This is a genomic window from Shinella sp. 20P9.1.1, assembly GCF_057798995.1.
Map to the genome: position 1 here is coordinate 139,996 of NZ_JBYOLC010000007.1, position 23,098 is coordinate 163,093.

The following is a 23,098-nucleotide window of genomic DNA, read 5'->3' on the forward strand; positions in this document are numbered from 1 at the left end:
TCAGCGGCTTGAAGTTCAGCCGCCACCAAAACGGGCGCGTTTGTTCGCTCTTCCTGAAAAACCCCGGCTCGCCGGGGTTTTTCTTTGGGCCAGTTGATGGAAAGATCGGCGACACGGATTTTGCCTTGCGCAACACGGCTTAATCACATAAACATATCTTTATGTCTTGATTGGAAAGATCATGGGCGACAAACTCGGACTGGATGACATCGTGGAGATCCTGAAGGCGGCGGGCGAACCGACGCGCCTTCGGTTGCTTGCGCTCCTGTCGCATGGCGACCTGACTGTGACGGATCTCACCGACATCCTCGGCCAGTCCCAGCCACGCATCTCGCGCCATCTGAAGCTGCTGGCCGAAGCGGCACTCGTCGATCGCTACCAGGAGGGCGCCTGGGCCTTCTTCCGCCTCAGCCAGGGCGGTCCGGCCGTCACGCTGGTGCGCCAACTCCTCGAAGCCTCCGAACCGGCTGATGCAGTGTTTGCCCGCGACGACGAGCGGCTGCGCGCTCTGAAAAAGATCCGCTCCGACAAGGCGCAGGCCTATTTCAGCCGCAACGCGGCGGAATGGGATGCCGTGCGCCGCCTGCATGTCAGCGAAGCCGAGGTGGAGGCGAAGCTCGCCGCGATGATCGGCACCGAGCCGGTCGATGGTTTTCTCGATCTCGGCACCGGCACGGGGCGCATCCTGCAGCTCTTCGAAGGCCTCTACCGCCGTGGCGTCGGCGTCGATGCCAGCCGCGACATGCTGGCCGTCGCCCGTGCCAATCTCGATCGCGCCGGCATCACCAAGGCGTCCATCCGCCATGGCGACATTTTCAACCTGCCGCTGGAGCGTGACGAATTCGACGTCGTGACGATCCATCAGGTGCTTCACTTCCTCGATGAGCCGGACGCAGCGGTCGGAGAGGCCGCGCGCATGCTGGCCCCCGGCGGCCGCCTTGCCATCATCGATCTCGCGCCGCATGCGCTGGAGCACCTGCGCGACGAACACGCCCATATCCGCCTCGGCTTCTCGCACCAGACGATGTCCGAATGGTTGGAGAAGGCGGGCCTTGTCGTCGAGGAGGTCGTCGATCTCCAGCCCGCGCATTCGGCCGCCGATGCGCTCACCGTTACCATCTGGCTTGCCCGCGACACGCGCGAACAGGCAGCCGACCCCATTGCCATTCGCAGGAGGAGTTGACATGACCCAGGCGACCGCCATCCCAGCCCGCAAGGACATCCGCCTGTCTTTCGAGTTCTTCCCGCCGAAATCCGCGGAAGCCGAAGGACAGCTCTGGGAGACGGCCGCTGCCCTTTCGGCCTACGATCCGGGTTTCATGTCGGTCACCTATGGCGCCGGCGGCTCCACCAAGGAGCCGACGCTGGCAACGGTTCGCCGGCTTCTCAAGATGGGCCTGCCGGCCGCTTCGCATCTGACCTGCGTTGGCGCCACGAAGGAAGAGGTTCATGCGGTGGTCGCCGACTTCCAGGCTGTCGGCGTCAGGCATTTCGTGGCGCTTCGCGGCGATCCGCCGGGCGGTGTCGGAACACCCTACCAGCCGCATCCCGGCGGTTATGCCAATGCGGCTGAGCTGACGGCGGGCCTGCGCGGCCTTGCCGATTTCGAGATCTCCGTCTCCGCCTATCCGGAAAAGCACCCGCAGAGCCCCGACGTCGCCGCCGATGTCGATATGCTCAAGCGCAAGGTGGATGCGGGCGCGACGCGCGCGCTGACCCAGTTCTTCTTCGAGAACGACGATTTCGAGCGTTATCTCGAGCGTGTGCGCAAGGCCGGCATCAGCATTCCGATCGTGCCGGGCATCCTGCCGGTGCACAATCTCGGTCAGGTCCAGAAGTTCGCCGGCCTCTGCGGTGCGAGCGTGCCCATTTGGCTTGCCGATCGTCTCGGTCCCTACGACGACCGGCCGCAGGAGCGCGCCGCCGTCGCCATCGAGCTTGCGATCCGTCAGGTGGGGGATCTCGTCGCGCGCGGCATTTCGGAGTTCCATTTCTATACGATGAACCGCGCGGCCATGGTCTCGGCCGTCTGCGATGGCGTCGGTTTCGCCAGGAACGACCGGCAGCCGGTAACCGGCGCTGCGGCTTGAGCCTTTATCGATTGTGCAAACAAAAACGCATGGCGCCGTCTCCGGGGCCATGCGTTTTTTGATAGGTTCGGCAGGGTTTGTTGCTTTTGTCCCTGACCTCTCTGACTGCGCTTGGGTCGCCTAGATAAAAATCATGGTGGCGACGAAGAGGAACGCTGCACTGATCATCAGAACATTCAAGGAATGTGTGAGTCCCATGGCTGACCTCCTTGCGTTGACGGATCGATATTACGACCGAAAAAAGCGTGTTGGAAAGGCGTTTTGTTGCTGCGTTGCAACATCCAGGCTTCGCCGGGTGTTTATTCACAGAGCTAACTTGCTGAATTTTCTCCTCTATTGTGCATGCCACAAAAAATTCACAATCCTTACCGGATGACGGGTGTCGACAGAGTTCATTTACCATAATGGTGCAGGTCGCCGTCCGTATCCTGGCAGTTTAATGAAATGGTCGGGATGATCGTTTGTTCCCGTGCGGCGTGAGTCGCTAGCGCCCGCGCAAACGGGCGACGGCGCGTCCGTCCAGCACCACCAGGCCGAAAAGAACCAGCGCCATGCCGAGAATGCCAAGCGGCGTCAGCGTTTCGCCGAGGAAGAGCATGCCGGCGATGATGGCGCTGGGCGGCACGAGCAGCGTGACGAGCGAGGTGTTGGTGGCGCCCGCCGCCGCCATGATCCGGAAGAACAGGATGTAGCCATAGGCCGTGGAGATGAGCGCCAGCGCGAGCACGGCGAGGATCGCCGACAGCGGCGGCAGGGGGAGTTGCCAGGGCGTATCGAGCGCGAAGGATACGGGCAGCATCAGCAGCGTGGACACCGTCATCTGGCCGGCGGCGATGACCGGCGGGGCGGTGCCGCGGAAGCGTTTGCCATAGGTCGCGGCAAAGCCGTAGGAGACCGCGGCGAGCACGGGCAGCAGCACGGCCCAGAGCGGTGGTCCGCTGTCACCGGTGAAGGGGGCGAGCGCGCGCGGGCCGATCAGCACGGCGGTGCCGACGAGGCCGATCAGGCAGCCGGCGACTTTTTCCGACGAGAGCTTTTCATCCGACGTGAATTGATTGGCCATGAGTACGGTGAAGATCGGTGTCGTCGCGTTGAGGATCGAGGCGAGGCCGGCGCCGATCTGCGTCTGGCCGAGGAAGATCAGCATATGCGGCACGGCATTGTTGATGAGGCCGAGCAGCAGGAATTCGCGCCAGCGGGTGCGCAGCGTTTCATAGATGCCGAAACGGCCGGCGACATAGATATGAAGCGCAAGGGCTGCGATGCCGACGCGCAGCAGCACGAGCGTCGCCGGCGGCACATGGCTGACGGCGACGCGAGCGAAGAAGAACGAGCCGCCCCAGATCATGCCGAGCAGCGCCAGCAGACCCCAGGTCTGCGCGTTCATGCGGGTCGGTGCCGTTACGGTCTTGTCCATCGTTTCCCTCCAGGCCATGCGCCAACGAAAAGAGCGGCCGCCGGTTTGACCGTGCCGCCGCTCTCAGTCTCGTCGCTTCATAGCACCGGGGGGGAGAACCGCCACCCGATTTCCGTCAGAGGGCGGAGAGCAGCGCCTGCGTCGCCCAGCCATCGGCGGGAAGGCCGAGCTTCTGCTGTTCCTTCTGGATGGCCGTGCGCGTGCCCGAGCCCAGAATGCCGTCGATCTTGCCGACATCGTGACCCAGCGCGTTCAGCTTGGTCTGCAACTGCTTCATGGCCTCTTCCGACAGGCCTTCCTCCGGGTTGCCGCGCTCATAGGGCGGAGCGCCGGCGAGGCGGGTCGCGAAATAGGCGGCGGAGGTCGTGTAGATGAACGACTGGTTCCATTCGAGATAGATGTTGAAGTTCGGATAGGTCATGAAGGCCGGGCCCTTGCGGCCCTGCGGCAGAACCACCGAGGCTTCGAGATTGCCGAAGGACGTGTCGCCGTCCCGCGGCTTGACGCCGAGGGCAAACCAGTCGGCCGCCTTCATGCCCGGCTGCAAGCCGGTCTTTTCGAAGGGCAGGTTTTCCGGAATGGAGATTTCCTGGATCCACGGCTGACCCTTGGTGAAGCCGAGGCTCTGGATGAATTTTGCTGCCGTCAGGATGGCATCCGGCGAACTCTGCTTGACGTTGATATGGCCATCGCCATCGCCGTCTACGCCATAGGCGATGATGTCGCGCGGCAGCATCTGTACCTGGCCGATCTCACCGGCCCAGGCACCCGTCGTGCCGTTCGGATCAAGATCGCCGTGACCGACCATCTCGATGGCGGCCAGCAGTTGCGGGCGGAAAATTTCCGGGCGGCGGCAGTCATGGGCGAGCGTCACCAGCGCATTGCGGGTGATGAAATCGCCCTGCACGGCGCCGAAGTCGGTTTCCATCGCCCAAAAGGCGGCGATGACCGGGCCGGGCACGCCGAATTCCTGCTCGGCGCGGCCGAAGACGTCCGAGAGGTCCTTCAGCTTCTTGCGGCCGATATCGAGGCGCGCCTGGCTGACCGTGCGCTTGGAGAATTCGAGGAAGGTCTGGCGGAAGACGCCCTGGGCGCGGTCGCGCGACAGGACCTTCTGGTCGAGGGCGGCACCGGCCAGCGCGCGGTCTGCCACCTCGGCGGAAACGCCGAGCGTCTGGACCTCGGCCTTCACGCCCTGAAGAAAGGTGCTGAGGTCGCCGCCACAGGCCGTTGAAGGCGCTGTTGCCGTCTGCGCATGCGCAGTCCCGGCAAAAAGAATGGCCGTGAGGCCCGCTGCGAGTGTCGTTTTCAGGTTCAGCCGCATCTCAATGCTCCCTAGGGTCCGTCGCCCTGCCGTCTTGGATTCTTGCCTGCCGTCTCCGCAAAGTTGCAGAAGCGACGGGCTCTGATGTCCGGCTGTCTCAAATGAATGTGACGGAAGCAAGAAGAAAAAGGCAACCGCAGCGCGCAGCCACCCTTTTCACGACATTGTGCCTCCGCTCGGTACCGGTCTTAGTGGGTGACCGAAGCCACCCACTTGTTCCAGTTCTTGGCCGAACCGGCAAAGACGTTGATATCGGTGTTTGTCGTCACACCCGGCACGACGCCCGTCGAAGTATATTGCCAGAAGGCCCATTTGCGCGCGGAGTAGATGTTCTCCGGGTGGTTGGCCACCGAGCGCAGCCAGAAGTGATAACCCTCGAAATGGCCGACGAGATTGTCGCGGTGGAAGTCGACCGTCGTGTAGATGATCGGCCGCTTCCCATAATGCTTTTCGAGGCGGTCCATGAAGCGCTGCAAGGCGGTGCGCACCTCGTCCGCCGGCGGGCGGGTCTTGCAGGTCGGCGAGGCTGGATTCCATTCGGCGTCCAGCACCGGCGGAAGCTGCACGGCCTCCTTCGGCACATTGGCGATGAACCAGTCGGCCTGGGCATCCGCCGTCGAGCAGAAATAATAGAAGTGATAGGGTGCGTGCGCCACACCGGCAGCATGCGCGCCGCGCCAGTATTCGCCGAAGCGGTCGTCGAGCCTGTCCGTGCCCTCGGTCGCCTTCAGGAAGGCGAAGGAAACGCCACCTTTCTTCACGGTCGGCCAGTCGATATCGCCGTTCCATTTGGAGACGTCGATGCCGTGCACCTGATGGCGATAGGGCGTGCGGGTGCCGAAATCCTGCGGGTCCTTGTCCTCGAAACGGGGAGCGACCGAGGCCGTCGACGCGAAATCGTAATCGGTGGTGGAACAGGACGTGGCGAGGAGGGCGAGGGGCAGCAAAGCCAGAATGAGCCGACGCATGGAGGTCCCGTGGTTCGCGCGATTGCCGATCCTGCCTCGAACGAAGCGGGCCGTAAAGGGGAGCGCGCGAGACAGGTCGTCGACCTATCGCGGATTTCCGTAAAATTATGGTTAGCGGGTGATTAAACGGGCGGCGCTTTTGCGCCGCCCGCAATCCACCGCATCAGAACTTCATGCTGACGCCGAGCATGATGGAGTGCGAATCGAGATCGCCATCCCGGCCGGCAGCCTGGAAGATGTCCGAGCTGCCATAATCGGTGTAGCGATATTCGAGACGGCCTGCCACGGTGTCGGTGAAGGCCTGCTCGACACCGGCACCGACCGTCCAGCCATGCGCGGTATCCTTCTCCTTCACGCCAGTCGTGACGTTTTCGAGCGCCGCATTGGTGAATGCCCAGCCGCCCGTGCCATAGATGAGCGTGCGGTCGAAGGCATAGCCGAGACGCGCGCGCACGGAGCCGCCCCAGTTTGTCTCCGCCTCGTAGGTGGTGCCACCCGAGGAGAAACGATCGTTGTTGAAGTCGTGTTTGACGTCGGCTTCAACGCCATAGACCCAGCCGTCGTTGAAGAAGTTATAGCCGGCGAAGGCGCCGAGCGCGAAACCGCCGGTGCGCTGGTCGATGGCCGGCGCCGGGCCGTCGGAATTGACGCCGGTCCAGGCATAGCCGGTGTTCACACCGACATAGAAGCCGCCCCAATCGTAAACGCCTGGCACCGTTTCGACGATCGGCGTCTCTACGGGCGGTTCGGCGATGGTCATGTCGGCCGCGAAAGCCGGTAGCGTGCCGGCAATGACGAGGATGCCGGCGGCACCCGAAATGATCGATTTCATGTGATGGTCCTTTTCACTCGATACTCGCGCGAAGCCCCGCACGCGAATGACAACACGGCCCCAACGCACAAGGACGTCGAGGGTTCCGGAGAAAATGAGACCCGCTGAATCTGGCAGGCGGACGCCAACCTTCGCTTAACACTCTGTCATTCTTTGTCGGCTAGAAACATCGCAGGGCCGATGACGGCCTCAACGCACCCTGTTGTCATGATAACAACGGTTTAGGGTTACATGATGTTGAAAACCTTGTTGCCGAGGATCGAGCTGCGCTATGCGCTGACCGGGTCCGTCTTCGGAGCTTTCCTGCCCACCCTCTGCCTTGCCGCCGACCAACTTTTGCGTGACGAAAAGCAAGCAAGCCTCTTCGGCTTTTCCGCCCCGACCGCGACGGCACTCGCCCTCATGCCGGTGTTCTTCGGTGTCGGCTTCTACCAGATCGGCCGCTCTAAGGCGCAGCTCATCGACGAGCTTGCCCAGCGGCGCCAGACGGAGGAACGGCTCTCGCACGATGCCTATCACGACCGGCTGACCGGGCTTGCCAACCGTTTCTGCCTGGAACGCGACATCCAGGCCGCGGTGGAGGAGGCGGACGAGGAGGCGCGGCCAGCGCTGCTGCTCATCGATCTCGACCGGTTCAAGTTCGTCAACGATAGTCTCGGCCATGATGCGGGCGATGCCTTGCTGGCGGCGATTGCCGGGCGGCTGCGGCGCGCGCTTGCCAACACGGCGCGCGTCTATCGGCTTGGCGGCGACGAATTCGTGGTGACGATCGCCGGCAATCCATCCGGGGGCAAGATCGAGAATGTCTGCCGCACGATCTGTGCGCTTTTCGAGGAGCCGTTCGACCTGAAGCGCAACCGCGTCACCAGCGGCTGCAGCATCGGCGTGACCTTCATGGAGGCCGGTGACGTCTCCATGTCCGAGCTGCTGAAGCGTGCGGATGTCGCGCTCTACGAGGCGAAGGAGGCCCATGGCAGCGGCTTCCGCTTCTTCGATGCCGATCTGGCGGCCGACGTGCTGGCGCGGGCGGAAATCGAATACGATCTCGCCAAGGCGATCGAGGCGCACGCATTTTTCCTCGAATACCAACCCATCGTCGGCGTCGAGAGCCTCGCCGTGCGCTCCTTCGAGGCACTTCTGCGCTGGAGGCATCCCGAAAAGGGACTGATCATGCCGTCGGTCTTCATTCCGGTCGCGGAAAAGACCGGGCTTATCCTGCCGCTCGGCAACTGGGTGGTTAGGGAGGCCTGCCGCGAGGCGGCGAACTGGCCGGCACCGGCAGGTGTCGCCGTCAATGTCGTGGGCGACCAGTTCAAGGATCGCGCCTTTGTCGATTACGTAAAGCAGTGCCTTGCCGAGAGTGGCCTCGCGCCCGGGCGCCTAACGATCGAGGTGACCGAGTCGGTGTTTTCCGTCGACGAGACCGTCATTCGCGAAAGCCTGTGCGAGCTTCGTGCAATCGGTGTTCGCGTCGCGCTCGACGATTTCGGCGTCGGCTTCTCCTCGATCAACAATCTCAGGGCTTTTCCCATCGACCAGCTGAAGATCGACCGGTCTTTCGCGCGGGCGATGATGGAGAGCAAGCGCGATGCGGAGCTTGTCGATATCATCCTGAAGCTCGGACAGACCTTTCAGGTCGCGACGACGGTGGAGGGGATCGAGTCCGAGAGCCAGCTCGATTTCATCCGCCAGCGCGGTGCGTCCGAGGCGCAGGGTTTCCTGATTTCCGCGCCTGTCGGGGCAGGGGATGTGCGGCGTCTTCTGCAAAAACCGGAGAGCCGGCTTTCGGCTTGAGGCTCAAAAAGCCTTTTCATGACAGCCAAATCCTGATTGTCTCAGGGTTCGACGGAGGGGCCTCGATGAGACGATTCTACAGGCTGGCCGCTTGGGTGCTTTCGCTTCTCGCCCTCACTATCGTGGTGGCGGCGAGCTGGCTTATCGTATCGCCGCCCGCGCTGCTGAGCGTCGGCTCCGGCTATGCCGCCAAGATCGTCTGCTCCAGCGTCTTCGTCTCCGGCCGCGACCCGGACCGGGTGCTCGCCGAGGACGTGCAGGCGCCCGGCCATCCGCTGCTGAAACTGATGCGGCAGGATGTCGATTTCACCGAAAAGACCGTGACGACCCATCTCCTGGGGATTTTTGCACCCGGTTATGCCGCCTGGCATGAGGGCTTCGGCTGCTCCAGCGTGCCGGACGGCGATTTCCGGGCGGCACAGCAGGCGGTTTCCGATATCCTGGTGCCGACGATCCCGGCGGGCGATCCGGCAACCACCTGGCCGGATGGCGAGGGCGTGACGCCGGATGCGGCGATTGCCGCCTTGCTGGCGGACACTGCCCTGACCGGCCCCGGCATGCGCGCGACCGTCGTCGTACAGGATGGCCGCATCGTCGCGGAGGCCTATGGCGACGGATTCAACGCCACGACGCCGCTGCTCGGCTGGTCGATGACCAAGTCGGTCAACGCCGCCCTGATGGGCCGGCTGATGCTGGCGGGAGCACTCTCGCCGCAGCTCAACAATCTCTTTCCGGAATGGCGCGGCGATGCGCGCGCCACTATCACGCTCGGCCAGCTGCTCGCCATGGAAAGCGGGCTTGCCTTCAACGAGAACTACGGCGACGTCGCCGATGTGACGCGCATGCTCTATCTCGAGCCCGACATGACACGCTTCGTGCTGTCGCTGCCGCTGGAAGCCAATCCCGGTGAACGGTTCAATTATTCGAGCGGCACGGCCCTCCTGCTGTCGCGCCTCTGGATGAGCACGCTTCCGGGGCGCAGCCAGGCCTTGTCGTTCCCGTCGAAAGGGCTGTTTGGACCGCTCGGCATGGCAAGTGCAGTGCTGGAGCCGGATGAAACCGGCATTTTCGTCGGCTCGTCCTACATGTATGCGACGGGGCGCGACTGGGCGCGGTTCTCGTTGTTGCTTTTGAACGATGGCGTTTGGAAGGGCAGCCGCCTGCTGCCGGAAGGTTTCGTCGCGGCCATGGGCACGCCGAACAAGACGTCTGACGGCACCTACAGCCAGATGCAGACCTGGCTCAAGGGGCCAGGCGCCAAGAGCGATGCGGAGCAGGGTCTACCGGCCGATACATTCTGGTTGCGCGGGCATGACGGGCAATCCGCCACCATCATTCCCTCCAGGAAGCTCGCGGTTATCAGGCTGGGACTGACGCCCTCCAAGCTCGGTTACGAGCCCCAGCCCTTGATCAAACGCATCCTTGATCTCGTGGATGCAAAGGCGGGGACGGCTCAGGCGCCGACCTGAGCGATCCAGTCGTTGAGATTGTAGGTGTTCGAGATGCGGGCGACTTTGCCGTCGCGGATCTGGAAGAAAGCGCCGGCCGGCAGCACATAGGTTTGGCCGTTCGCCTCCGGCAGGCCCTCGTCGGTTGCGAGATACTGGCCGTTGACCACGAATTCGGCAGCACCCCGCCGGCCGTCCTCGCTGGACATGATGACGATATCGGTCAGCGTCTCGCGATAGCTGCGGTTCATATGGGCCATGAAGGTGCGGAAGGCTTCCTTGCCGACCTGGCGGCCACCCTGATTGATGTCGTGGATGACATCGTCATGCAAGAGATCGAAAAAGGCCTCCATATCCTGCCTGTTGAAAGCATCGTAATAGGCGCGGATCGTCTCTTTTGCTGGCATGTCATCCCTCATATCGTTGTCACCGGGGTAAACCCCTGTGCCTTATAACATTGTTCAAACCGTTGGGAACGTTCACGGATCATGCAGATCAAGATTGTCCAGGGTAAGGCCGTGACGCCTTACATCGCCGATCTCGCGGGCCTGCGCACCACCGTCTTCCGCGCCTTCCCCTATCTCTACGAGGGCAGCGAGGACTACGAGGTGTCCTATCTCGCGACCTATGCGCAATCGCCCGAAAGCCTCTTCGTGCTGGCGCTGGATGGCGAGACGATCGTCGGAGCCTCGACGGGCGTGCCGATGACGGATGCGTCCGATGTGTTCAAGGCGCCGTTCGTGGCCGCGGGCATCGATCCGGAAACGGTTTTCTATTTCGGCGAATCCGTGCTGCTGTCGACCTATCGGGGCAGGGGGCTCGGCGTGCGTTTCTTCGAGGAGCGCGAAGCTTATGCACGCCAGTTGGGGCGTTTCGACTGGTGCGCATTCTGCGCCGTCGAGCGCCCGAGTAATCACCCGCTCCGCCCGGCCGACTATGTGCCGCTGAATGATTTCTGGAACAAGCGCGGCTACGCGCACCGCGCAGACTTGCGCATGATGCTGGCGTGGCAGGATATCGGTGAGGCCGACGAAACGGAAAAGCCGATGTCGTTCTGGCTGAAGGCGGCGCGGTAAAAGCGTTCAGGCGAAAACCGGCTTAACGCAGGCCGGTCTCGTCAAGCAGGCCCTTGCGCTTGGCATGATAGTAATAGCCAGCGGCGTAGAGGCGCACGGCGCCGTCATTCTTGTCGTCAGCCACCATCCAGGCGCCACGCAGATACTTGCCGGCATATTTGATGTTCGTCTCGGCATCGAACAGGCCTTCGGCCGGGCCTTCATAGCCCATGCTTCTGGCGGTCGAATACTTGATCTGCATCAGGCCGTAATGGCCGCGATTGAAGGCACGCGGATTATAGGTGCTTTCACGCTTCACGACGCGATGCAGGAGCGATTCTGGAATGCCGTAGAGGCTTGCGTATTTTGTGATGAGCGCGTCGATCGGCGTGCCGGACTTCTTGAAGGGCTGCTCGGCCTGCGGAACGACTAGACGCGTTTCCGTCGTCAGAACCGCGTTGCTGATCATGGACGGCTTGGCCATCGGCACGATCTTGTGGGTGGCGACAAGCTGCTCCAAGCCCTCGGGCTCGCCGCTGTCGAAACCCGGTTCCATGACCGAGACGCCAATCACGGTGTCATAGGTCTGTGTGGCCGCCATATCGGCGCTCGCCACCTCGACCGTATTGCCGGCAAGGGCGGCGGTCGCTGCTGCAGCGCCCGTCATGCCCCTGGATTCGGCAAGAGCCGAGACGGGAACTGCGCCGGCGGCCTCGCCCGCTGCGACGACGATCGGCGTCGGCAGGGCGGCCGTGGTGTTTTCCGTGCCCGGCTTTGCGGCCGGCAGGGCGGCATAGGCCACTTCGGTCGTCGTGCCATCGGCGGCGGCGAGGTCCGTGGTTGTCGTGGACGTGGGCTTCACCGTTCGGGCCGTCGTCGCATCGTCGGCAACGCTGGCGCAGCCGGCAAGCGTTACGAGAAGGCCTGCGCAGGCAAGCGTGGCAAGGCGTGCCGGACGGGAAACGGGGGTATCAGCCATGGTCGTCGCTCTCGGTTTGCTGGGGGGTAGGGCGCCGGAACGCCCTCGCTTTTGCAAATCAATCGGCCGTGGCCGTCTCCCGCTCATAGCCGATCAGGCTGAAAGCGGCAACCCGCAGAGTTACGGATGCGTCACGCCGCCGCCCGCTTGAGCCCGGCGGTGAGCAATCCGGCACCGATCAACAGCGTGCCGCCGGTGCGGTTGACGACCTTCTGTACCGAGGGTTTGCGGATGGTTTTGCGCGCGGCCGACGCGAGAAGCGCATAGGAAAAAGCGTTCAGCGTGGCGAGCACGAGGAAGGTTATTTCGAAGATCACCATCTGCGGAAGGACCGGCTGCGAGAGGTCGAGGAACTGCGGTAGGAAGGCGACGAAGAACACGATGCTCTTGGGGTTCAGCGCCGTCACCACATAGGCATGCGCGAAGATGCGGAAGGGTTTTTCCTGCGCCGGCGTCTCTCCTTCGGCTCCAGCAGAGACGGGCGCGCGCCAAAGCTTGATGCCGAGCCAGATCAGATAGGCCGCACCCACCCATTTCAGTACGGTGAAGATCGCCGCCGAGGTGGCGAGCAGCGCGCCAAGGCCGAGCATGGAGGCGGTCATGGCGGTGAAATCGCCGAGCGCCACGCCGGCAACCGTGGCGCCGGCCGTCTTGCGGCCGTGGCCGAGCGCGTAGGAGATGACGAGCAGGATCGTCGGGCCGGGAATGGCAAGCATCACGGCGGATGCGGCGGCGAAGGCAAGCCAATGTTCGAAGGACATGAAAAACTCCCCGGATCGATGTCGATCCGGGGAGCAAGCCATCACTCATTTTCGGCGTCAAGCGGGTTTAAGCCGCCGGCTTCCACTTTTGGCCGATCGTGTCCATCACTTCGCCGAACCATTTTGCCGAGGTGTCGAAGTGCTTGCCGCCCTTGATGCGTGGGAACTCGATGGTGCGCAGTTTGCCGCCCTGGCCTTCGTCATGGCCGGTGACGCCCGAAACCTTGTTGAGCGCGCTCTCGACGGCAAGATCGGTCATGCTCTGGATGAGGCGCAGGTCGTCGCGGTTGGCGGGGGCGGAGCGGGCGTAGTAGCCGGATTTCTGCACCATGGAGCGTTCCGCGCCCAGCAGCGCGCCGAACTGCTTGGTGAACCAGTTGCCGACATTGATCGTGTCGATCTTCACATGGCCGAAGGCATCGCGCTTGACTGTCTCACCGGCAGCTTCGCGCTCGGCGACGATGGCGTCGAGGCAGGCGCCTTCCGAAACGAAGAGTGTGACGTAGCCGGCGCGGTCCATGATGCCCTTGAGGCGCGCGGCCTCGGCTTCCAGGTTGAAGTCCAGTTCCGGCAGGTAGAGGCCGTCGATGTTCTTCAGCTGCTTGTTCATCATGAAGCCGTCGACATATTCGTTGCCGTTGGTCTTCTGGATGTAGGCGCGCGCGGTGGCGGCGGTGAGCCAGCCGCAATGACGGCCCATCACTTCATGAACGACCAGCGTCTTGGGGGCGGCACTCTGCTCGTTGCTGACATGATCGAAGAAGCCGGCGCCGACTTCGGCGGCCGTCCAGGCGCCGAGCGACTGGCGGATCGGCACGACGTCGTTGTCGACCGTCTTCGGCAGGCCGACGACGGTGAGGTCATAACCATTGGCGCCGAGATAGGCGGCAAGGTCGGCGGCCGTCGTGTTGGTGTCGTCACCGCCGATCGTGTGCAGAATGGTGATGCCGTCCTTGGCAAGCCGTTCGGCCGCCACGCGCAGCGGGTTCTCGCCGTCCTTGACGAGGCCGCGCTTCACGCAGTCGGCGGCGTTCGTCAGCTTCACGCGGCTGTTGCCGATCGGCGAGCCGCCGTAACGGTGCAGCAGAGGCGCCTTCTCGCGCATGTCCTTGGTGATCTCGATACGGTCGGCGAGCAGCAGACCCTGGTAGCCGGAGCGATAGGCGACGAGCTCGATATCGGGCGCGACATCGCTATAGCGTTCGATGAGGCCCCCGACAGCGGAAGACAGACAGGGCGCGAGCCCGCCGGCGGTCAGCATTGCGACTTTCTGCTTAGGCATAGTTCCTCCTCAGGGATTCCTCAAAACGCGCGCTCTCTCTAGCGGAAATCATACGGCATTTAAATGACGGTGCGACAAGGTTTTCCACCTCTTTGTTCCCTTGAACCTCGCGAGCGTGAGTGTAACTATGGGTTTCATTCTGGGGTCATTTTTAAGCTTGGCGTGTGGGGGAGAAATGTCAGGTCAAAAATCCATGGGAATATTCGCGTCGAAATGTCCCGTGGTTTTTCTGGTGGCGTCGGGAATGTTCATGGAGGTGGGCTTCGCCGCCATGCCGAGCGTGCCACGAGACCTGACGGTTTCCGATCCGCTGGACGATCTTCTCGTGCTGGCGAGCGTGAACAACGGCGCGACCGACAGCATCGTCAAGAATATTCAGCTGGTAAAGTCGGAATGCCGCAACTACGCGCCGGCCTATCGTATCGACTGCCTGTCGCAAGGGCTTAAGCAGGTCGCGTCGCGAATTCCAGGTGGGGAGTATGACCAGGCGCGCGCTATTTTGTCCCGCGCCGCGTCCAAGCTGGGCAGCCTGGTCGCGCGTAATGTGGATGCCGAGGCCGAGGTCATCGAGTCCAAGCCGAATGCGAACCCGCATTTCAAAGCGAAGCGCCGGTATCGGGCGGTCAAGAAGGCCGCGCTCGGTGCGGTCATGAAGGAAGCCCAGGCGATCGTCGAGGAGGCCGTCACGCAGTTGATGCGCTCCTATGAGAATGGCGACCGGCGGTCCGTGCATTATCAGAAGATCGCGAAGGCGACGGATTCCATGAAGGTGCTTTTGCGCTCCTGATCCATCGGTCAGGGCACGGTGGGGCGAAAGCAGATAAAGCGGCCGGCCCATCTATTGAGGGACATCAAAATTTCGTCATGCGGGCGGAATCCGGCCTTGCATGCCTTGCTTTCCCTGCAATTGTCTGATCAAAATCACCTTATGTTCCAGAATTCGCCAAGTTGCTTCATCAGTGCCGTGTGGGATCGCCTCGTCGGCATGGTGTCCGATGCCGCCAGCAATGTGCTTTCGGGCGTGGTCGAGGCCGTGCGCACGCTTTTCGAGGGCGACCCCGAAACGCGCCGGCAGGTTGCCTTTTCCGTCGCGATGATCGCGCTTTCCGCCAAGATGGCGAAGGCCGACGGTATCGTGACGACGGCCGAGGTCGACGCCTTCAAGGACATCTTCAAATACCCTGATAACCAGGCGGCCAATGTCGCCCGGCTATATAACCTCGCGCGCCAGGATGTTGCCGGCTACGAGGCCTATGCGGAGAAGATGAAGGCGCTTTGCGTTTCCTGCGAGAAGAACTGCCCGATCCTCGAGGATATCGTCGACGGCCTGTTCCACATCGCCAAGGCCGACGGTCTCATCCATGAGAACGAAATGGCGTTCCTGTCCCGCGTCGCCGAGATTTTCGGCATGGTGGACGAGCGTTTCGAGCAGATCACCGCGCGCCATGTCCATGTCAGCGGCCGTGATCCCTACAAGGTGCTGGGCGTGAAGCCGAGCGACGACTTTGCGGATATCCGCAAGCGGTATCGCGTGCTTGCCTCCGAACATCATCCTGATAGGCTGGTGGCGCGTGGCGTGCCGGCCGAGTTCCATCAGATTGCGAACGACCGCATGGCCGCGCTCAACGCCGCCTATGAGGCGATCGAGAAGGAACGCTGCGCCGCATGAGCGCATTCACATGTGATTATTCCGGTGCGACCTGCGCGCCGTCGCCGAATTTTGGCGAGCGCGCTGGTGGGCGCCTGCCGGATATCATCCTCCTGCATTATACCGGCATGCCGACGGCGGACGCTGCGCTGAAATGGCTCCGTGCGCCGGAAAGCCAGGTCTCCTGTCATTACTTCGTGCATGAGGACGGGCGCGTCGAGCAACTGGTGCGCGAGGCCGATCGCGCCTGGCATGCCGGCAAGAGCAGCTGGAAGGGCGAGGTCGATATCAATTCGGCTTCCATCGGCGTCGAAATCGCCAATTCCGGCCATCCCGACCTGCCGGATTTCCCCGAAATCCAGATCCAGGCGGTCGTCGAACTGTGTCTCGATTGTGGCCGAAGGTGGGGAATTGCCCCCGAACGGGTGCTGGCGCACAGCGATGTGGCCCCCATTCGCAAGGTCGATCCGGGTGAAAAGTTCCCTTGGGACCGCCTGCACAAGGCGGGTGTCGGGCACTGGGTGGAGCCGTCTCCCATTGCGGGCGGGCGCTTCTTCCAGCGGGGGGATGCCGGCCAGCCGGTCGAGGCCTTGCAGACCATGCTGTCGCTCTACGGCTATGGCACTGAAATCGATGGGGTTTTCTCGGAAAAAACCGAAGGCGACGTCGCCGCTTTCCAGCGTCATTTCCGGCCGGAAAAGGTCGATGGCATCGCCGATTTTTCGACCATCGACACGCTGCACCGGCTGCTTTCCGCACTGCCGCGGATCACGACGTAACAGCCTATTCGTTTATTCGAATATTACGGTTTGTAACAGAAGTTTACCGCTTCGCCACATCCTCACCCGATTGGGCATGTCTTTTCCGGCTGCGTTCGTTGCAGCGCAACATGCGGTCAGGGCCTGATCGCAATCAACAGGGATCACGACGTTAGCGCAGGGTGCGCGGCTTGAGGGCCGGCCCCCAAAGGCTCTGCCTTTGCGCCTTTTGGAGACTGAAACTAGATGAGAAGACTTGTTGCTGCCCTCAGCGCGGCCTGCTTTTGTGTGTCCGTTTTTTCCACCGGCATGGCGCATGCAGCCTCCGATAGAATGCAAACGCTGAGCCCCCGCCTTGCGGTCCAGCCCGTGGCAAAGACCCCGGTGAAAGCCAAGACGGTGCAGACGAGCAAGGCCAAGGCTTCCGGCAAGCACAAGTCCCGCAAGACCGTGAGCAAGCGCAACAAGCGCAAGACCGTCGTCGACAATGACGGCGTCGTCGTCGGCAAGCTGAAGACCTTCAGCAGCACCGCCGGCTTCCCGAAGGCGGAAAACCCGCTGACGGAGGCCGTCCAGTCGGCAAGCTATTCCAGCCTCATCCAGACCTATGCGAAGACCTATGGCGTGCCGGTCGATCTCGCCCATGCCGTCGTACGCGTCGAGAGCAATTTCAACCCGAAGGCGCGCGGCAACGCAGGTGAAATCGGCCTCATGCAGATCAAGCCGGCGACGGCCCGCATGATGGGCTACCAAGGCACCGCCAAGGGCCTCTACGACCCCGAGACCAACATCAAGTTCGGCATGAAATACCTTGCCATGGCGCATGATCTCGGCGGCGGCACGACCTGCGGCACCATCCTCAAATACAATGCCGGCCACGGTGCCAAGCGCATGAACCCGGTCTCCAAGCGCTATTGCGGCAAGGTGCAGAGCTTCATCGACTAAGTGATTTTTTGCGGACTGGATTCGAAATCGCGCCATGCTATCCATGCCTTGAAAGCTTGAGGTGAAGCATGGTTCGGCATTTCGATTTCGTCGTGGTGGGCAGGGGCATGATGGGGGCGGCTGCGGCACGCCACCTGACCCGGACGGGCGCTTCCGTGGCGCTAGTCGGTCGCGGAGAGCCAGTGGACTGGAAGGCCCACGACGGCGCCTTCTCCAGCCACTATGACAGCGGTCGCATCACCCGCACCATCGATGGCGACCCGGACTGGGCGCTGCTGGCGAAGCGCTCCATCGCCCGCTACCGCGAGCTTGAAGCCGAAAGCGGCATTCCCTTCTACGGCGAGACGGGGTGCCTGATCACCGGCCGGGCGGGTGGCGACTACATCACCGCCGTGGAGACGGTCGCCAGACACCACAAGCTCGATGCACCATTGCTCGATCGCGCAGCGCTTCGAGCGCAATTCCCCTGGTTCGACCTGCCGGAGACGTCGGCGGGCCTGTTCGAGGCGAAGGGGGCGGGTTATGTCGATCCGCGCAAGCTCGTCGCAGCCCAGGTCGCCTGCTTCGAGAAGGCGGGCGGCGTCTCCATTCTCGACGATGCTGTCTCGGTGACGGAAGCCGGTGGCCGGGCATCCATGGCGCTGAAAACCAGCGAAGCCGTGACGGGCGATCGCGTACTGGTGGCGACTGGCGGGTTTTCACGGGCGCCGGGGCTGCTGCCCAAGGTGCCGTCCCTCATCGTCAAGGCGCGCACCGTTGTGCTGGCGCGGCTTTCGCCGGAACAGGCCGAGGCCTATCGCGCCATGCCCTCCTGGATCGACGAGAGCGCCGATCCCTCCGAACACTTCTACTTCCTGCCGCCGATCGTCTACCCGGATGGATACGCCTATCTCAAGATCGGCGGCGACCCGACCGATATCGCAATCGACGACGAGACGGCGATCGTCGACTGGTTTCGCGGGGAGGGTATGCCAGGGGCTATCACCCATCTCCGGCAGCTGCTCGCCCGCTCGATCCGCGATCTCAAGCCTGTGCGCCTCATCTCCGCGCCCTGCATCACCACCTTCACCACGCATGGTTATCCCTATGCCGGCTTCGTGGATAGCGACCGCATCGCCCTTCTGACCGGCGGCAACGGCATGGCAGCGAAGAGTTCGGACGAAATCGGCCGCATCGGTGCCGATCTGGTGATTCGCGGCCGCATGGACGAACCGGACTATGCGACCGATTTCGCCGTTCATTTTCGCTGAGCCTCTGGTCTTTCCCGTCGCCATGGGCTAGTCAGCGCCTGCCAGTTGGCTGGGCAGCCGCGCTCTGCAAGTGCCGAAAGGCCGCAGGGGGAGGAAAGTCCGGGCTCCACGGAAACACGGTGCCGGATAACGTCCGGCGGGGGCGACCCCAGGGAAAGTGCCACAGAAAGCAAACCGCCTTCCTCGGAAGGTAAGGGTGAAAGGGTGGGGTAAGAGCCCACCGCGGCCATGGCGACATGGACGGCACGGTAAACCCCACCGGGAGCAAAACCGAATAGGGATGACGCGAGGCGCGCAAGCGCTTCAGCCCGTTTCCGGGCCGGTCATCCGGGTGGGTTGCAAGAGGCCGGGCGCAAGTCCGGTCCCAGATGAATGGCTGCCACGTTCCGGTGCAAACCGGAGCCATACAGAACCCGGCTTACAGGCCAACTGGCAAAAAACTTCTCCTCGGCATGATTTTTTCATGACCCGCTAACGCGCTGGAATCGCAGTGTTTCGCGCATGCCTTGCTGTGCGTTGAAACGCACGCAGGCGGTGCCTGCGCGTCTGCAAATACAAGGCGTTGCGAGGCCATTCCTAACCTTTTGTTAAACTTAACGGCTTATAAACGTTTGACGGTCTGAACACGGGAGATGAGGTCTCTTCCCATTGACGCCCATATGGTCCCATGGTATCCCAAAATCACACTGCACGAGGACGCATGAGCGTCCGATCATCGCAAAGCTTTGAGGCTAACCGGCTGGGGACGGTGCGACGCGGAAGCGTTGCATCAGCGCTGGTTTCTGCGCGCAGTGTGGTGTTGGATTTGCCGGGGTGGATGCACAGCGTCCCGGCTTGGGGAACGGCTGTATCGCGTCATGAACCGGTTCCTGTCGAATGCGACGAACAGGATCGATGCCAAGGGGAGGGTTTCCGTCCCTTCGGCGTTTCGCTCCGTGCTAGCGCAGCGCGACATCCGGGAGCTGTATTGCTTCCAGGACTTCATGTTTCCGGCGATCAGCGTCGGTGGGCTGGATCTGCTCGATCGTTTCGAGCGCCAGATCGCCAGCGAGGATGTTTTTTCGCCAAAAGCCAATCGGATGTCGCTCCTGATCCACGGGGGCGGGGTCTTCATGAAGCTCGATTCGGAAGGGCGCCTGGCGGTCACGGATTTCATCCGGGATTTCACGGGCATCACGACGGACGTGACCTTTGTCGGTCGGGCGGATCATTTTCAGCTCTGGGCACCGCAGACATTCGAAGCCACACAGGCGGCGGCCCGGGAAGAGTTCAGGACGCGAGGTCTGGGCTCGGGGTAAGACGGAGAATCGGAATGGCGGCGGATCTTGGCGGAGGTTTTACTGATGCCGATGGCGGACCGGTCCGTCACATTCCGGTTCTTCTCTCCGAAGTCATCGCGGCGCTTCAGCCCAAGCCTGGTGAGGTCATTCTCGACGGCACCTTCGGGGCGGGCGGCTATACGTCGGCCATCCTCGCCGCCGGTGCCGATGTCATCGGTCTCGACCGCGATCCCAACGCCATTTCCGGCGGGCAGGAGCTGGTCAAGGCGTCCGGTGGGCGGCTGACCCTCATCCATTCGCGCTTTTCCGAACTGGCCGAACACGCGCCGGCAGGTGGTCTCGACGGCGTCGTGCTCGATATCGGCGTCTCCTCCATGCAGATCGATGAGGCCGAGCGCGGTTTCTCCTTCCAGAAGAACGGTCCGCTCGACATGCGTATGTCTGCATCGGGCGTTTCGGCCGCCGACGTGGTGAACCGCGCCAAGGTTTCCGACCTCATCCGCATCTTCGGCTTCCTCGGCGAAGAGAAGCAGGCGGGGCGCATCGCCCGCGCCATCGAGAAGGCGCGCGAAAAGGAGCCGTTCACGACGACGCGGCAGCTGGCCAACCTCATCGAGCTGACGACGCCGCGCAAGGCCAAGGATAAGATCCATCCCGCGACGCGCGTCTTCCAGGCGCTGCGCGTCTTCGTCAATGACGAGCTGGGCGAGCTTGCCGAGGCGCTGTTTGCCGCCGAGCGGGCGCTGAAGCCGGGCGGGCGTCTCGTCATCGTTTCCTTCCACTCGCTGGAAGACCGCATCGTCAAGAAATTCTTCCAGGACCGCTCCGGCAAGGCCGCCGGTTCGCGGCATCTTCCCGAGGTTCACGACAAAGCCGCAACCTTCGCACCAGTCGGGCGCCCTATGGTGGCGGCCAGCGACGAGGAGAGTGCGGTCAATCCGCGTGCCCGATCCGCGAAGCTGAGGGCAGGCGAGCGCACCAGCGCCCCTGCCGGGACGGATGATCTGTCCATTTTCAACCTGCCAAACCTTGCCAGCATCGAGAAGATGGGAAGCTGAGTGATGTTCCGTACCCTTGATGTCGTGCTGATCGCCGTCATGACCGCAGCCGCCACCGTTACCTATTCGCTCAAGCATCAGGCTGAGAACAAGCAGGAAGAGGTGCGCAAGCTCGACGCCGAGATCAAGCTGGAGGAGGACACGATCGACCTCCTCAAGGCCGACTGGGCGCTCTTGACCCAACCGAACCGCCTCAATCGCCTCGTGACGACCTTCGCGGGCGACCTGAAGCTCGTGCCGACCGAATCGACCCAGCTCGCGCAGCCGAACGAACTGCCGATGCCGATGGCCGAACTGCCGGCGCTGGAGCCGGCCAAGGACGCCAAGGCGGACGATAAGGTCGCCGACGGCAAGAAGAACACCAAGAAGAAGAGCACGGACGCAATCCAAACCGGATCGGTGGCACGCTGATGTCGTTTCTCTCCCGCATCATGGTCGTCAAGAGCAAGGCGCATTTCAGCGCCGGCGGCAACAACAATACCGGCGCCGGTGGCCCCGCCTTCGAGGGCACGCGCAAGCGTTCAGGCTCGCAGGCCCGCAGCCGCGTTGCCGTCATGATCTGCTGCTTCGGCATGGCCTATGCCGTCATCGGCGGCCGCCTCGTGCAGTATGGCATGGCCTCGTCTGAAACCGTGTCCGCCATCGGTCCGGCAGACCACCTGATGGCGTCGCGTCCCGATATCGTCGACCGCAACGGTGAAATCCTCGCCACCGACATCCGCACCGTCTCGCTCTATGCCGAGCCGCACAAGATCGTCGACGCGGACGAAGCCGTCGAAATGCTGGCGACCGTGCTGCCGGATCTCGACCGTCGCGGCATTTATCGCAAGCTCACCTCGAAATCGCGCTTCCAGTGGCTGAAGCGCCAGCTGACACCCAAGCAGCAGAGCAAGATCCTCGCACTCGGCATTCCCGGCGTCGGCTTCCGGCCGGAAAAGCGCCGCTTCTATCCGGGCGGCGCAACGGCGTCGCACATCCTCGGCCACGTCAATATCGACAACCGCGGCATTGCCGGCATGGAGCGCTATATCGACAGCCAGGGTCTCGCCGATCTTGCCGCCATCGGCATGACGAGCGATGCCAAGCTGGAGCCCGTGCGTCTTTCCATCGACATCCGCGTGCAGGCCATCGTGCGCGAAGTCGTCAAGGAAGGCATGGAGAAATACAAGGCGATCGCCGCCGGTGCTGTCGTGCTCGACGTGCGCACGGGCGAAGTGCTCGCCATGGCCTCCTATCCCGATTACGATCCGAACAATCCGGCGGCAGGCGCCAAGGAAGGCTGGATGAACCGCATGTCGAACGGCACGTTCGAAATGGGCTCCACCTTCAAGAGCTTCACCACCGCCATGGCGCTCGATTCGGGCAAGGTGAAGATCACCGACAGTTTCGACGCCCGCGCGCCGATCCGCATCGGCGGCTTCACCATCAAGGATTTCCACGGCAAGCACCGTATCCTCACCGTGCCGGAAATCTTCCAGTATTCGTCGAACATCGGCACGGCCAAGGAAGCCGACGTCGTCGGCATCGCCGGCCACAAGGAATTTTTGACGCGTCTCGGTCTGCTCACCAAGATGGAGACCGAGCTGCCGGAAGTCAAAACTCCGACTCAGCCGCGCGAATGGAAGAAGATCAACTCGATCACCATCTCTTTCGGCCACGGCGTTTCCACGACGCCGCTGCAGACGGCCGTCGCGGGTGCGGCGCTGATCAATGGCGGCAAGCTGTTCAACCCCACCTTCCTGCCGCGCACACAGGAGGAGGCCGACGAGATCGCCAAGGTGGTCATCCACCCGCAGACCGTCGAGAACATGCGTTATCTCTTCAAGCTCAACGCCAATGACGGTTCCGGCCGCCGCTCGCTCGTTCCCGGCTTCAATGTCGGCGGCAAGACCGGTACGGCCAACAAGGTCGTCGGCGGCCGCTATTCCAACACGCAGAACTTCAACGCCTTCCTGTCCGGTTTCCCGATCGACGACCCGAAATATGTGGTGCTGACCTTCATCGACGCGCCGCAGACCGGCGAGGCCGGTGGCCGCACCGCCGGCAGCAACGCAGCCCCCATGGTGGGCGAGATCATCCGCCGCTCCGCCGCCCTTCTCGGTGTAAAGCCGAAATTTGGTGAGGACGGTTCTGCCACGCTTGTGTCTTATTGAGCGGAGAAGAGGGGATGCCGATTCGAAACGGAGACGGCACCCACAGACAGCAATAG

At 62.7% G+C, this 23,098-nt stretch carries 22 protein-coding genes and 1 other RNA gene; 15 read left to right on the forward strand and 8 right to left on the reverse strand.

Annotated features, from left to right (window positions below; all coding sequences use genetic code 11):
• The first annotated feature begins 181 nt into the window (after positions 1-181).
• Complete coding sequence (locus AC27VQ_RS14170) at positions 182-1,183, forward strand: ArsR/SmtB family transcription factor (RefSeq protein ID WP_488716764.1); 1,002 nt, start codon at positions 182-184, stop codon at positions 1,181-1,183.
• Position 1,184: 1 nt separating this feature from the next.
• Positions 1,185-2,090: a methylenetetrahydrofolate reductase [NAD(P)H] gene (metF, locus tag AC27VQ_RS14175; RefSeq protein WP_488716765.1), complete on the forward strand. Its 906-nt coding sequence runs from the start codon at positions 1,185-1,187 to the stop codon at positions 2,088-2,090.
• Between the two features lie 484 nt (positions 2,091-2,574).
• Here metF and AC27VQ_RS14180 read toward each other — a convergent pair whose 3' ends face one another.
• The 4 genes from AC27VQ_RS14180 to AC27VQ_RS14195 form a co-directional block, all read right to left on the reverse strand.
• The gene (locus tag AC27VQ_RS14180; RefSeq protein ID WP_488716766.1) at positions 2,575-3,507 is read right to left on the reverse strand and encodes a DMT family transporter; all 933 of its coding nucleotides are present in this window, start codon (positions 3,505-3,507) and stop codon (positions 2,575-2,577) included.
• Between the two features lie 115 nt (positions 3,508-3,622).
• Positions 3,623-4,831 carry a lytic murein transglycosylase gene (locus AC27VQ_RS14185; RefSeq protein ID WP_488716767.1) on the reverse strand — a complete coding sequence of 403 codons (1,209 nt, stop codon included), beginning with the start codon at positions 4,829-4,831 and terminating at the stop codon, positions 3,623-3,625.
• A 188-nt stretch (positions 4,832-5,019) separates the two neighbouring features.
• Entirely contained in the window at positions 5,020-5,799 is a 780-nt protein-coding gene (locus tag AC27VQ_RS14190; RefSeq protein ID WP_488716768.1) for a glycoside hydrolase family 25 protein, read from the reverse strand.
• A 163-nt stretch (positions 5,800-5,962) separates the two neighbouring features.
• On the reverse strand, positions 5,963-6,631 hold the full coding sequence (locus tag AC27VQ_RS14195; protein WP_313525847.1) for an outer membrane protein: 669 nt from the start codon (positions 6,629-6,631) through the stop codon (positions 5,963-5,965).
• A 249-nt stretch (positions 6,632-6,880) separates the two neighbouring features.
• On the opposite strand from AC27VQ_RS14195, the gene AC27VQ_RS14200 reads away from it, so the two are divergent.
• Together AC27VQ_RS14200 and AC27VQ_RS14205 are read left to right on the forward strand one after the other, a co-directional pair.
• A complete protein-coding gene (locus AC27VQ_RS14200; protein ID WP_488716769.1) occupies positions 6,881-8,425 on the forward strand; it encodes a putative bifunctional diguanylate cyclase/phosphodiesterase in 1,545 nt (514 codons plus the stop codon).
• A gap of 65 nt (positions 8,426-8,490) precedes the next feature.
• On the forward strand, positions 8,491-9,894 hold the full coding sequence (locus AC27VQ_RS14205; RefSeq protein WP_488716770.1) for a serine hydrolase domain-containing protein: 1,404 nt from the start codon (positions 8,491-8,493) through the stop codon (positions 9,892-9,894).
• On the opposite strand, the gene AC27VQ_RS14210 is transcribed toward AC27VQ_RS14205, so the two are convergent.
• Positions 9,879-10,280, reverse strand: coding sequence for a ketosteroid isomerase-related protein (locus AC27VQ_RS14210; RefSeq protein ID WP_488716771.1), 402 nt, complete (start codon positions 10,278-10,280; stop codon positions 9,879-9,881). The two genes, AC27VQ_RS14205 and AC27VQ_RS14210, sit on opposite strands and share 16 nt — an antisense overlap.
• A gap of 81 nt (positions 10,281-10,361) precedes the next feature.
• Between AC27VQ_RS14210 and AC27VQ_RS14215 the strand changes: the two genes are divergently transcribed.
• Positions 10,362-10,949 carry a GNAT family N-acetyltransferase gene (locus AC27VQ_RS14215; RefSeq protein ID WP_488716772.1) on the forward strand — a complete coding sequence of 196 codons (588 nt, stop codon included), beginning with the start codon at positions 10,362-10,364 and terminating at the stop codon, positions 10,947-10,949.
• 22 nt (positions 10,950-10,971) lie between these two features.
• On the opposite strand, the gene AC27VQ_RS14220 is transcribed toward AC27VQ_RS14215, so the two are convergent.
• From AC27VQ_RS14220 to AC27VQ_RS14230, 3 genes are all read right to left on the reverse strand, one after another.
• Positions 10,972-11,907 (reverse strand): transglycosylase SLT domain-containing protein, encoded by a 936-nt coding sequence (locus tag AC27VQ_RS14220; protein WP_488716773.1) that lies wholly within the window; start codon positions 11,905-11,907, stop codon positions 10,972-10,974.
• 131 nt (positions 11,908-12,038) lie between these two features.
• Positions 12,039-12,668, reverse strand: coding sequence for a LysE family translocator (locus AC27VQ_RS14225; RefSeq protein ID WP_488716774.1), 630 nt, complete (start codon positions 12,666-12,668; stop codon positions 12,039-12,041).
• A gap of 67 nt (positions 12,669-12,735) precedes the next feature.
• Positions 12,736-13,950, reverse strand: a complete 1,215-nt coding sequence (locus AC27VQ_RS14230; protein WP_488716775.1) for a pyrophosphate--fructose-6-phosphate 1-phosphotransferase — start codon at positions 13,948-13,950, stop codon at positions 12,736-12,738.
• Positions 13,951-14,170: 220 nt separating this feature from the next.
• Here AC27VQ_RS14230 and AC27VQ_RS14235 point away from each other — a divergent pair, with 220 nt between their 5' ends.
• The 10 genes from AC27VQ_RS14235 to AC27VQ_RS14280 all read left to right on the forward strand — a co-directional run bounded on the left by AC27VQ_RS14235 (position 14,171) and on the right by AC27VQ_RS14280 (position 23,042).
• Positions 14,171-14,737, forward strand: coding sequence for a hypothetical protein (locus AC27VQ_RS14235; protein WP_488716776.1), 567 nt, complete (start codon positions 14,171-14,173; stop codon positions 14,735-14,737).
• A gap of 141 nt (positions 14,738-14,878) precedes the next feature.
• Positions 14,879-15,619, forward strand: a complete 741-nt coding sequence (locus AC27VQ_RS14240; RefSeq protein ID WP_313525872.1) for a DnaJ family molecular chaperone — start codon at positions 14,879-14,881, stop codon at positions 15,617-15,619.
• A complete protein-coding gene (locus AC27VQ_RS14245) occupies positions 15,616-16,377 on the forward strand; it encodes an N-acetylmuramoyl-L-alanine amidase (protein WP_488716777.1) in 762 nt (253 codons plus the stop codon). The genes AC27VQ_RS14240 and AC27VQ_RS14245 overlap by 4 nt, the downstream gene beginning before the upstream one ends.
• Positions 16,378-16,806: 429 nt before the next feature.
• Complete coding sequence (locus tag AC27VQ_RS14250; RefSeq protein WP_488716883.1) at positions 16,807-17,301, forward strand: lytic transglycosylase domain-containing protein; 495 nt, start codon at positions 16,807-16,809, stop codon at positions 17,299-17,301.
• Positions 17,302-17,369: 68 nt separating this feature from the next.
• The gene (locus AC27VQ_RS14255; RefSeq protein ID WP_488716778.1) at positions 17,370-18,551 is read left to right on the forward strand and encodes an NAD(P)/FAD-dependent oxidoreductase; all 1,182 of its coding nucleotides are present in this window, start codon (positions 17,370-17,372) and stop codon (positions 18,549-18,551) included.
• Positions 18,552-18,592: 41 nt separating this feature from the next.
• Positions 18,593-18,988: RNase P RNA component class A (gene rnpB / locus AC27VQ_RS14260), an RNA gene on the forward strand.
• Between the two features lie 420 nt (positions 18,989-19,408).
• Entirely contained in the window at positions 19,409-19,849 is a 441-nt protein-coding gene (gene mraZ, locus AC27VQ_RS14265; protein WP_298100622.1) for a division/cell wall cluster transcriptional repressor MraZ, read from the forward strand.
• A 14-nt stretch (positions 19,850-19,863) separates the two neighbouring features.
• The gene (rsmH, locus tag AC27VQ_RS14270) at positions 19,864-20,889 is read left to right on the forward strand and encodes a 16S rRNA (cytosine(1402)-N(4))-methyltransferase RsmH (RefSeq protein WP_488716779.1); all 1,026 of its coding nucleotides are present in this window, start codon (positions 19,864-19,866) and stop codon (positions 20,887-20,889) included.
• Between the two features lie 3 nt (positions 20,890-20,892).
• Complete coding sequence (gene ftsL / locus AC27VQ_RS14275; RefSeq protein ID WP_488716780.1) at positions 20,893-21,300, forward strand: cell division protein FtsL; 408 nt, start codon at positions 20,893-20,895, stop codon at positions 21,298-21,300.
• Positions 21,300-23,042 carry a peptidoglycan D,D-transpeptidase FtsI family protein gene (locus AC27VQ_RS14280; protein WP_488716781.1) on the forward strand — a complete coding sequence of 581 codons (1,743 nt, stop codon included), beginning with the start codon at positions 21,300-21,302 and terminating at the stop codon, positions 23,040-23,042. The genes ftsL and AC27VQ_RS14280 overlap by 1 nt, the downstream gene beginning before the upstream one ends.
• Positions 23,043-23,098 lie beyond the last annotated feature (56 nt).

Excerpts from the sequence above, each read along its gene's own strand:
- AC27VQ_RS14170 (WP_488716764.1), top strand. The coding sequence starts at position 182 with ATGGGCGACAAACTCGGACTGGATGACATCGTGGAGATCCTGAAGGCG.
- metF (WP_488716765.1), top strand. The coding sequence starts at position 1,185 with ATGACCCAGGCGACCGCCATCCCAGCCCGCAAGGACATCCGCCTGTCT.
- AC27VQ_RS14180 (WP_488716766.1), bottom strand. The coding sequence starts at position 3,507 with ATGGACAAGACCGTAACGGCACCGACCCGCATGAACGCGCAGACCTGG.
- AC27VQ_RS14185 (WP_488716767.1), bottom strand. The coding sequence starts at position 4,831 with ATGCGGCTGAACCTGAAAACGACACTCGCAGCGGGCCTCACGGCCATT.
- AC27VQ_RS14190 (WP_488716768.1), bottom strand. The coding sequence starts at position 5,799 with ATGCGTCGGCTCATTCTGGCTTTGCTGCCCCTCGCCCTCCTCGCCACG.
- AC27VQ_RS14195 (WP_313525847.1), bottom strand. The coding sequence starts at position 6,631 with ATGAAATCGATCATTTCGGGTGCCGCCGGCATCCTCGTCATTGCCGGC.
- AC27VQ_RS14205 (WP_488716770.1), top strand. The coding sequence starts at position 8,491 with ATGAGACGATTCTACAGGCTGGCCGCTTGGGTGCTTTCGCTTCTCGCC.
- AC27VQ_RS14210 (WP_488716771.1), bottom strand. The coding sequence starts at position 10,280 with ATGCCAGCAAAAGAGACGATCCGCGCCTATTACGATGCTTTCAACAGG.
- AC27VQ_RS14215 (WP_488716772.1), top strand. The coding sequence starts at position 10,362 with ATGCAGATCAAGATTGTCCAGGGTAAGGCCGTGACGCCTTACATCGCC.
- AC27VQ_RS14220 (WP_488716773.1), bottom strand. The coding sequence starts at position 11,907 with ATGGCTGATACCCCCGTTTCCCGTCCGGCACGCCTTGCCACGCTTGCC.
- AC27VQ_RS14225 (WP_488716774.1), bottom strand. The coding sequence starts at position 12,668 with ATGTCCTTCGAACATTGGCTTGCCTTCGCCGCCGCATCCGCCGTGATG.
- AC27VQ_RS14230 (WP_488716775.1), bottom strand. The coding sequence starts at position 13,950 with ATGCCTAAGCAGAAAGTCGCAATGCTGACCGCCGGCGGGCTCGCGCCC.
- AC27VQ_RS14240 (WP_313525872.1), top strand. The coding sequence starts at position 14,879 with ATGTTCCAGAATTCGCCAAGTTGCTTCATCAGTGCCGTGTGGGATCGC.
- AC27VQ_RS14245 (WP_488716777.1), top strand. The coding sequence starts at position 15,616 with ATGAGCGCATTCACATGTGATTATTCCGGTGCGACCTGCGCGCCGTCG.
- AC27VQ_RS14255 (WP_488716778.1), top strand. The coding sequence starts at position 17,370 with ATGGTTCGGCATTTCGATTTCGTCGTGGTGGGCAGGGGCATGATGGGG.
- mraZ (WP_298100622.1), top strand. The coding sequence starts at position 19,409 with ATGAACCGGTTCCTGTCGAATGCGACGAACAGGATCGATGCCAAGGGG.
- rsmH (WP_488716779.1), top strand. The coding sequence starts at position 19,864 with ATGGCGGCGGATCTTGGCGGAGGTTTTACTGATGCCGATGGCGGACCG.
- ftsL (WP_488716780.1), top strand. The coding sequence starts at position 20,893 with ATGTTCCGTACCCTTGATGTCGTGCTGATCGCCGTCATGACCGCAGCC.
- AC27VQ_RS14280 (WP_488716781.1), top strand. The coding sequence starts at position 21,300 with ATGTCGTTTCTCTCCCGCATCATGGTCGTCAAGAGCAAGGCGCATTTC.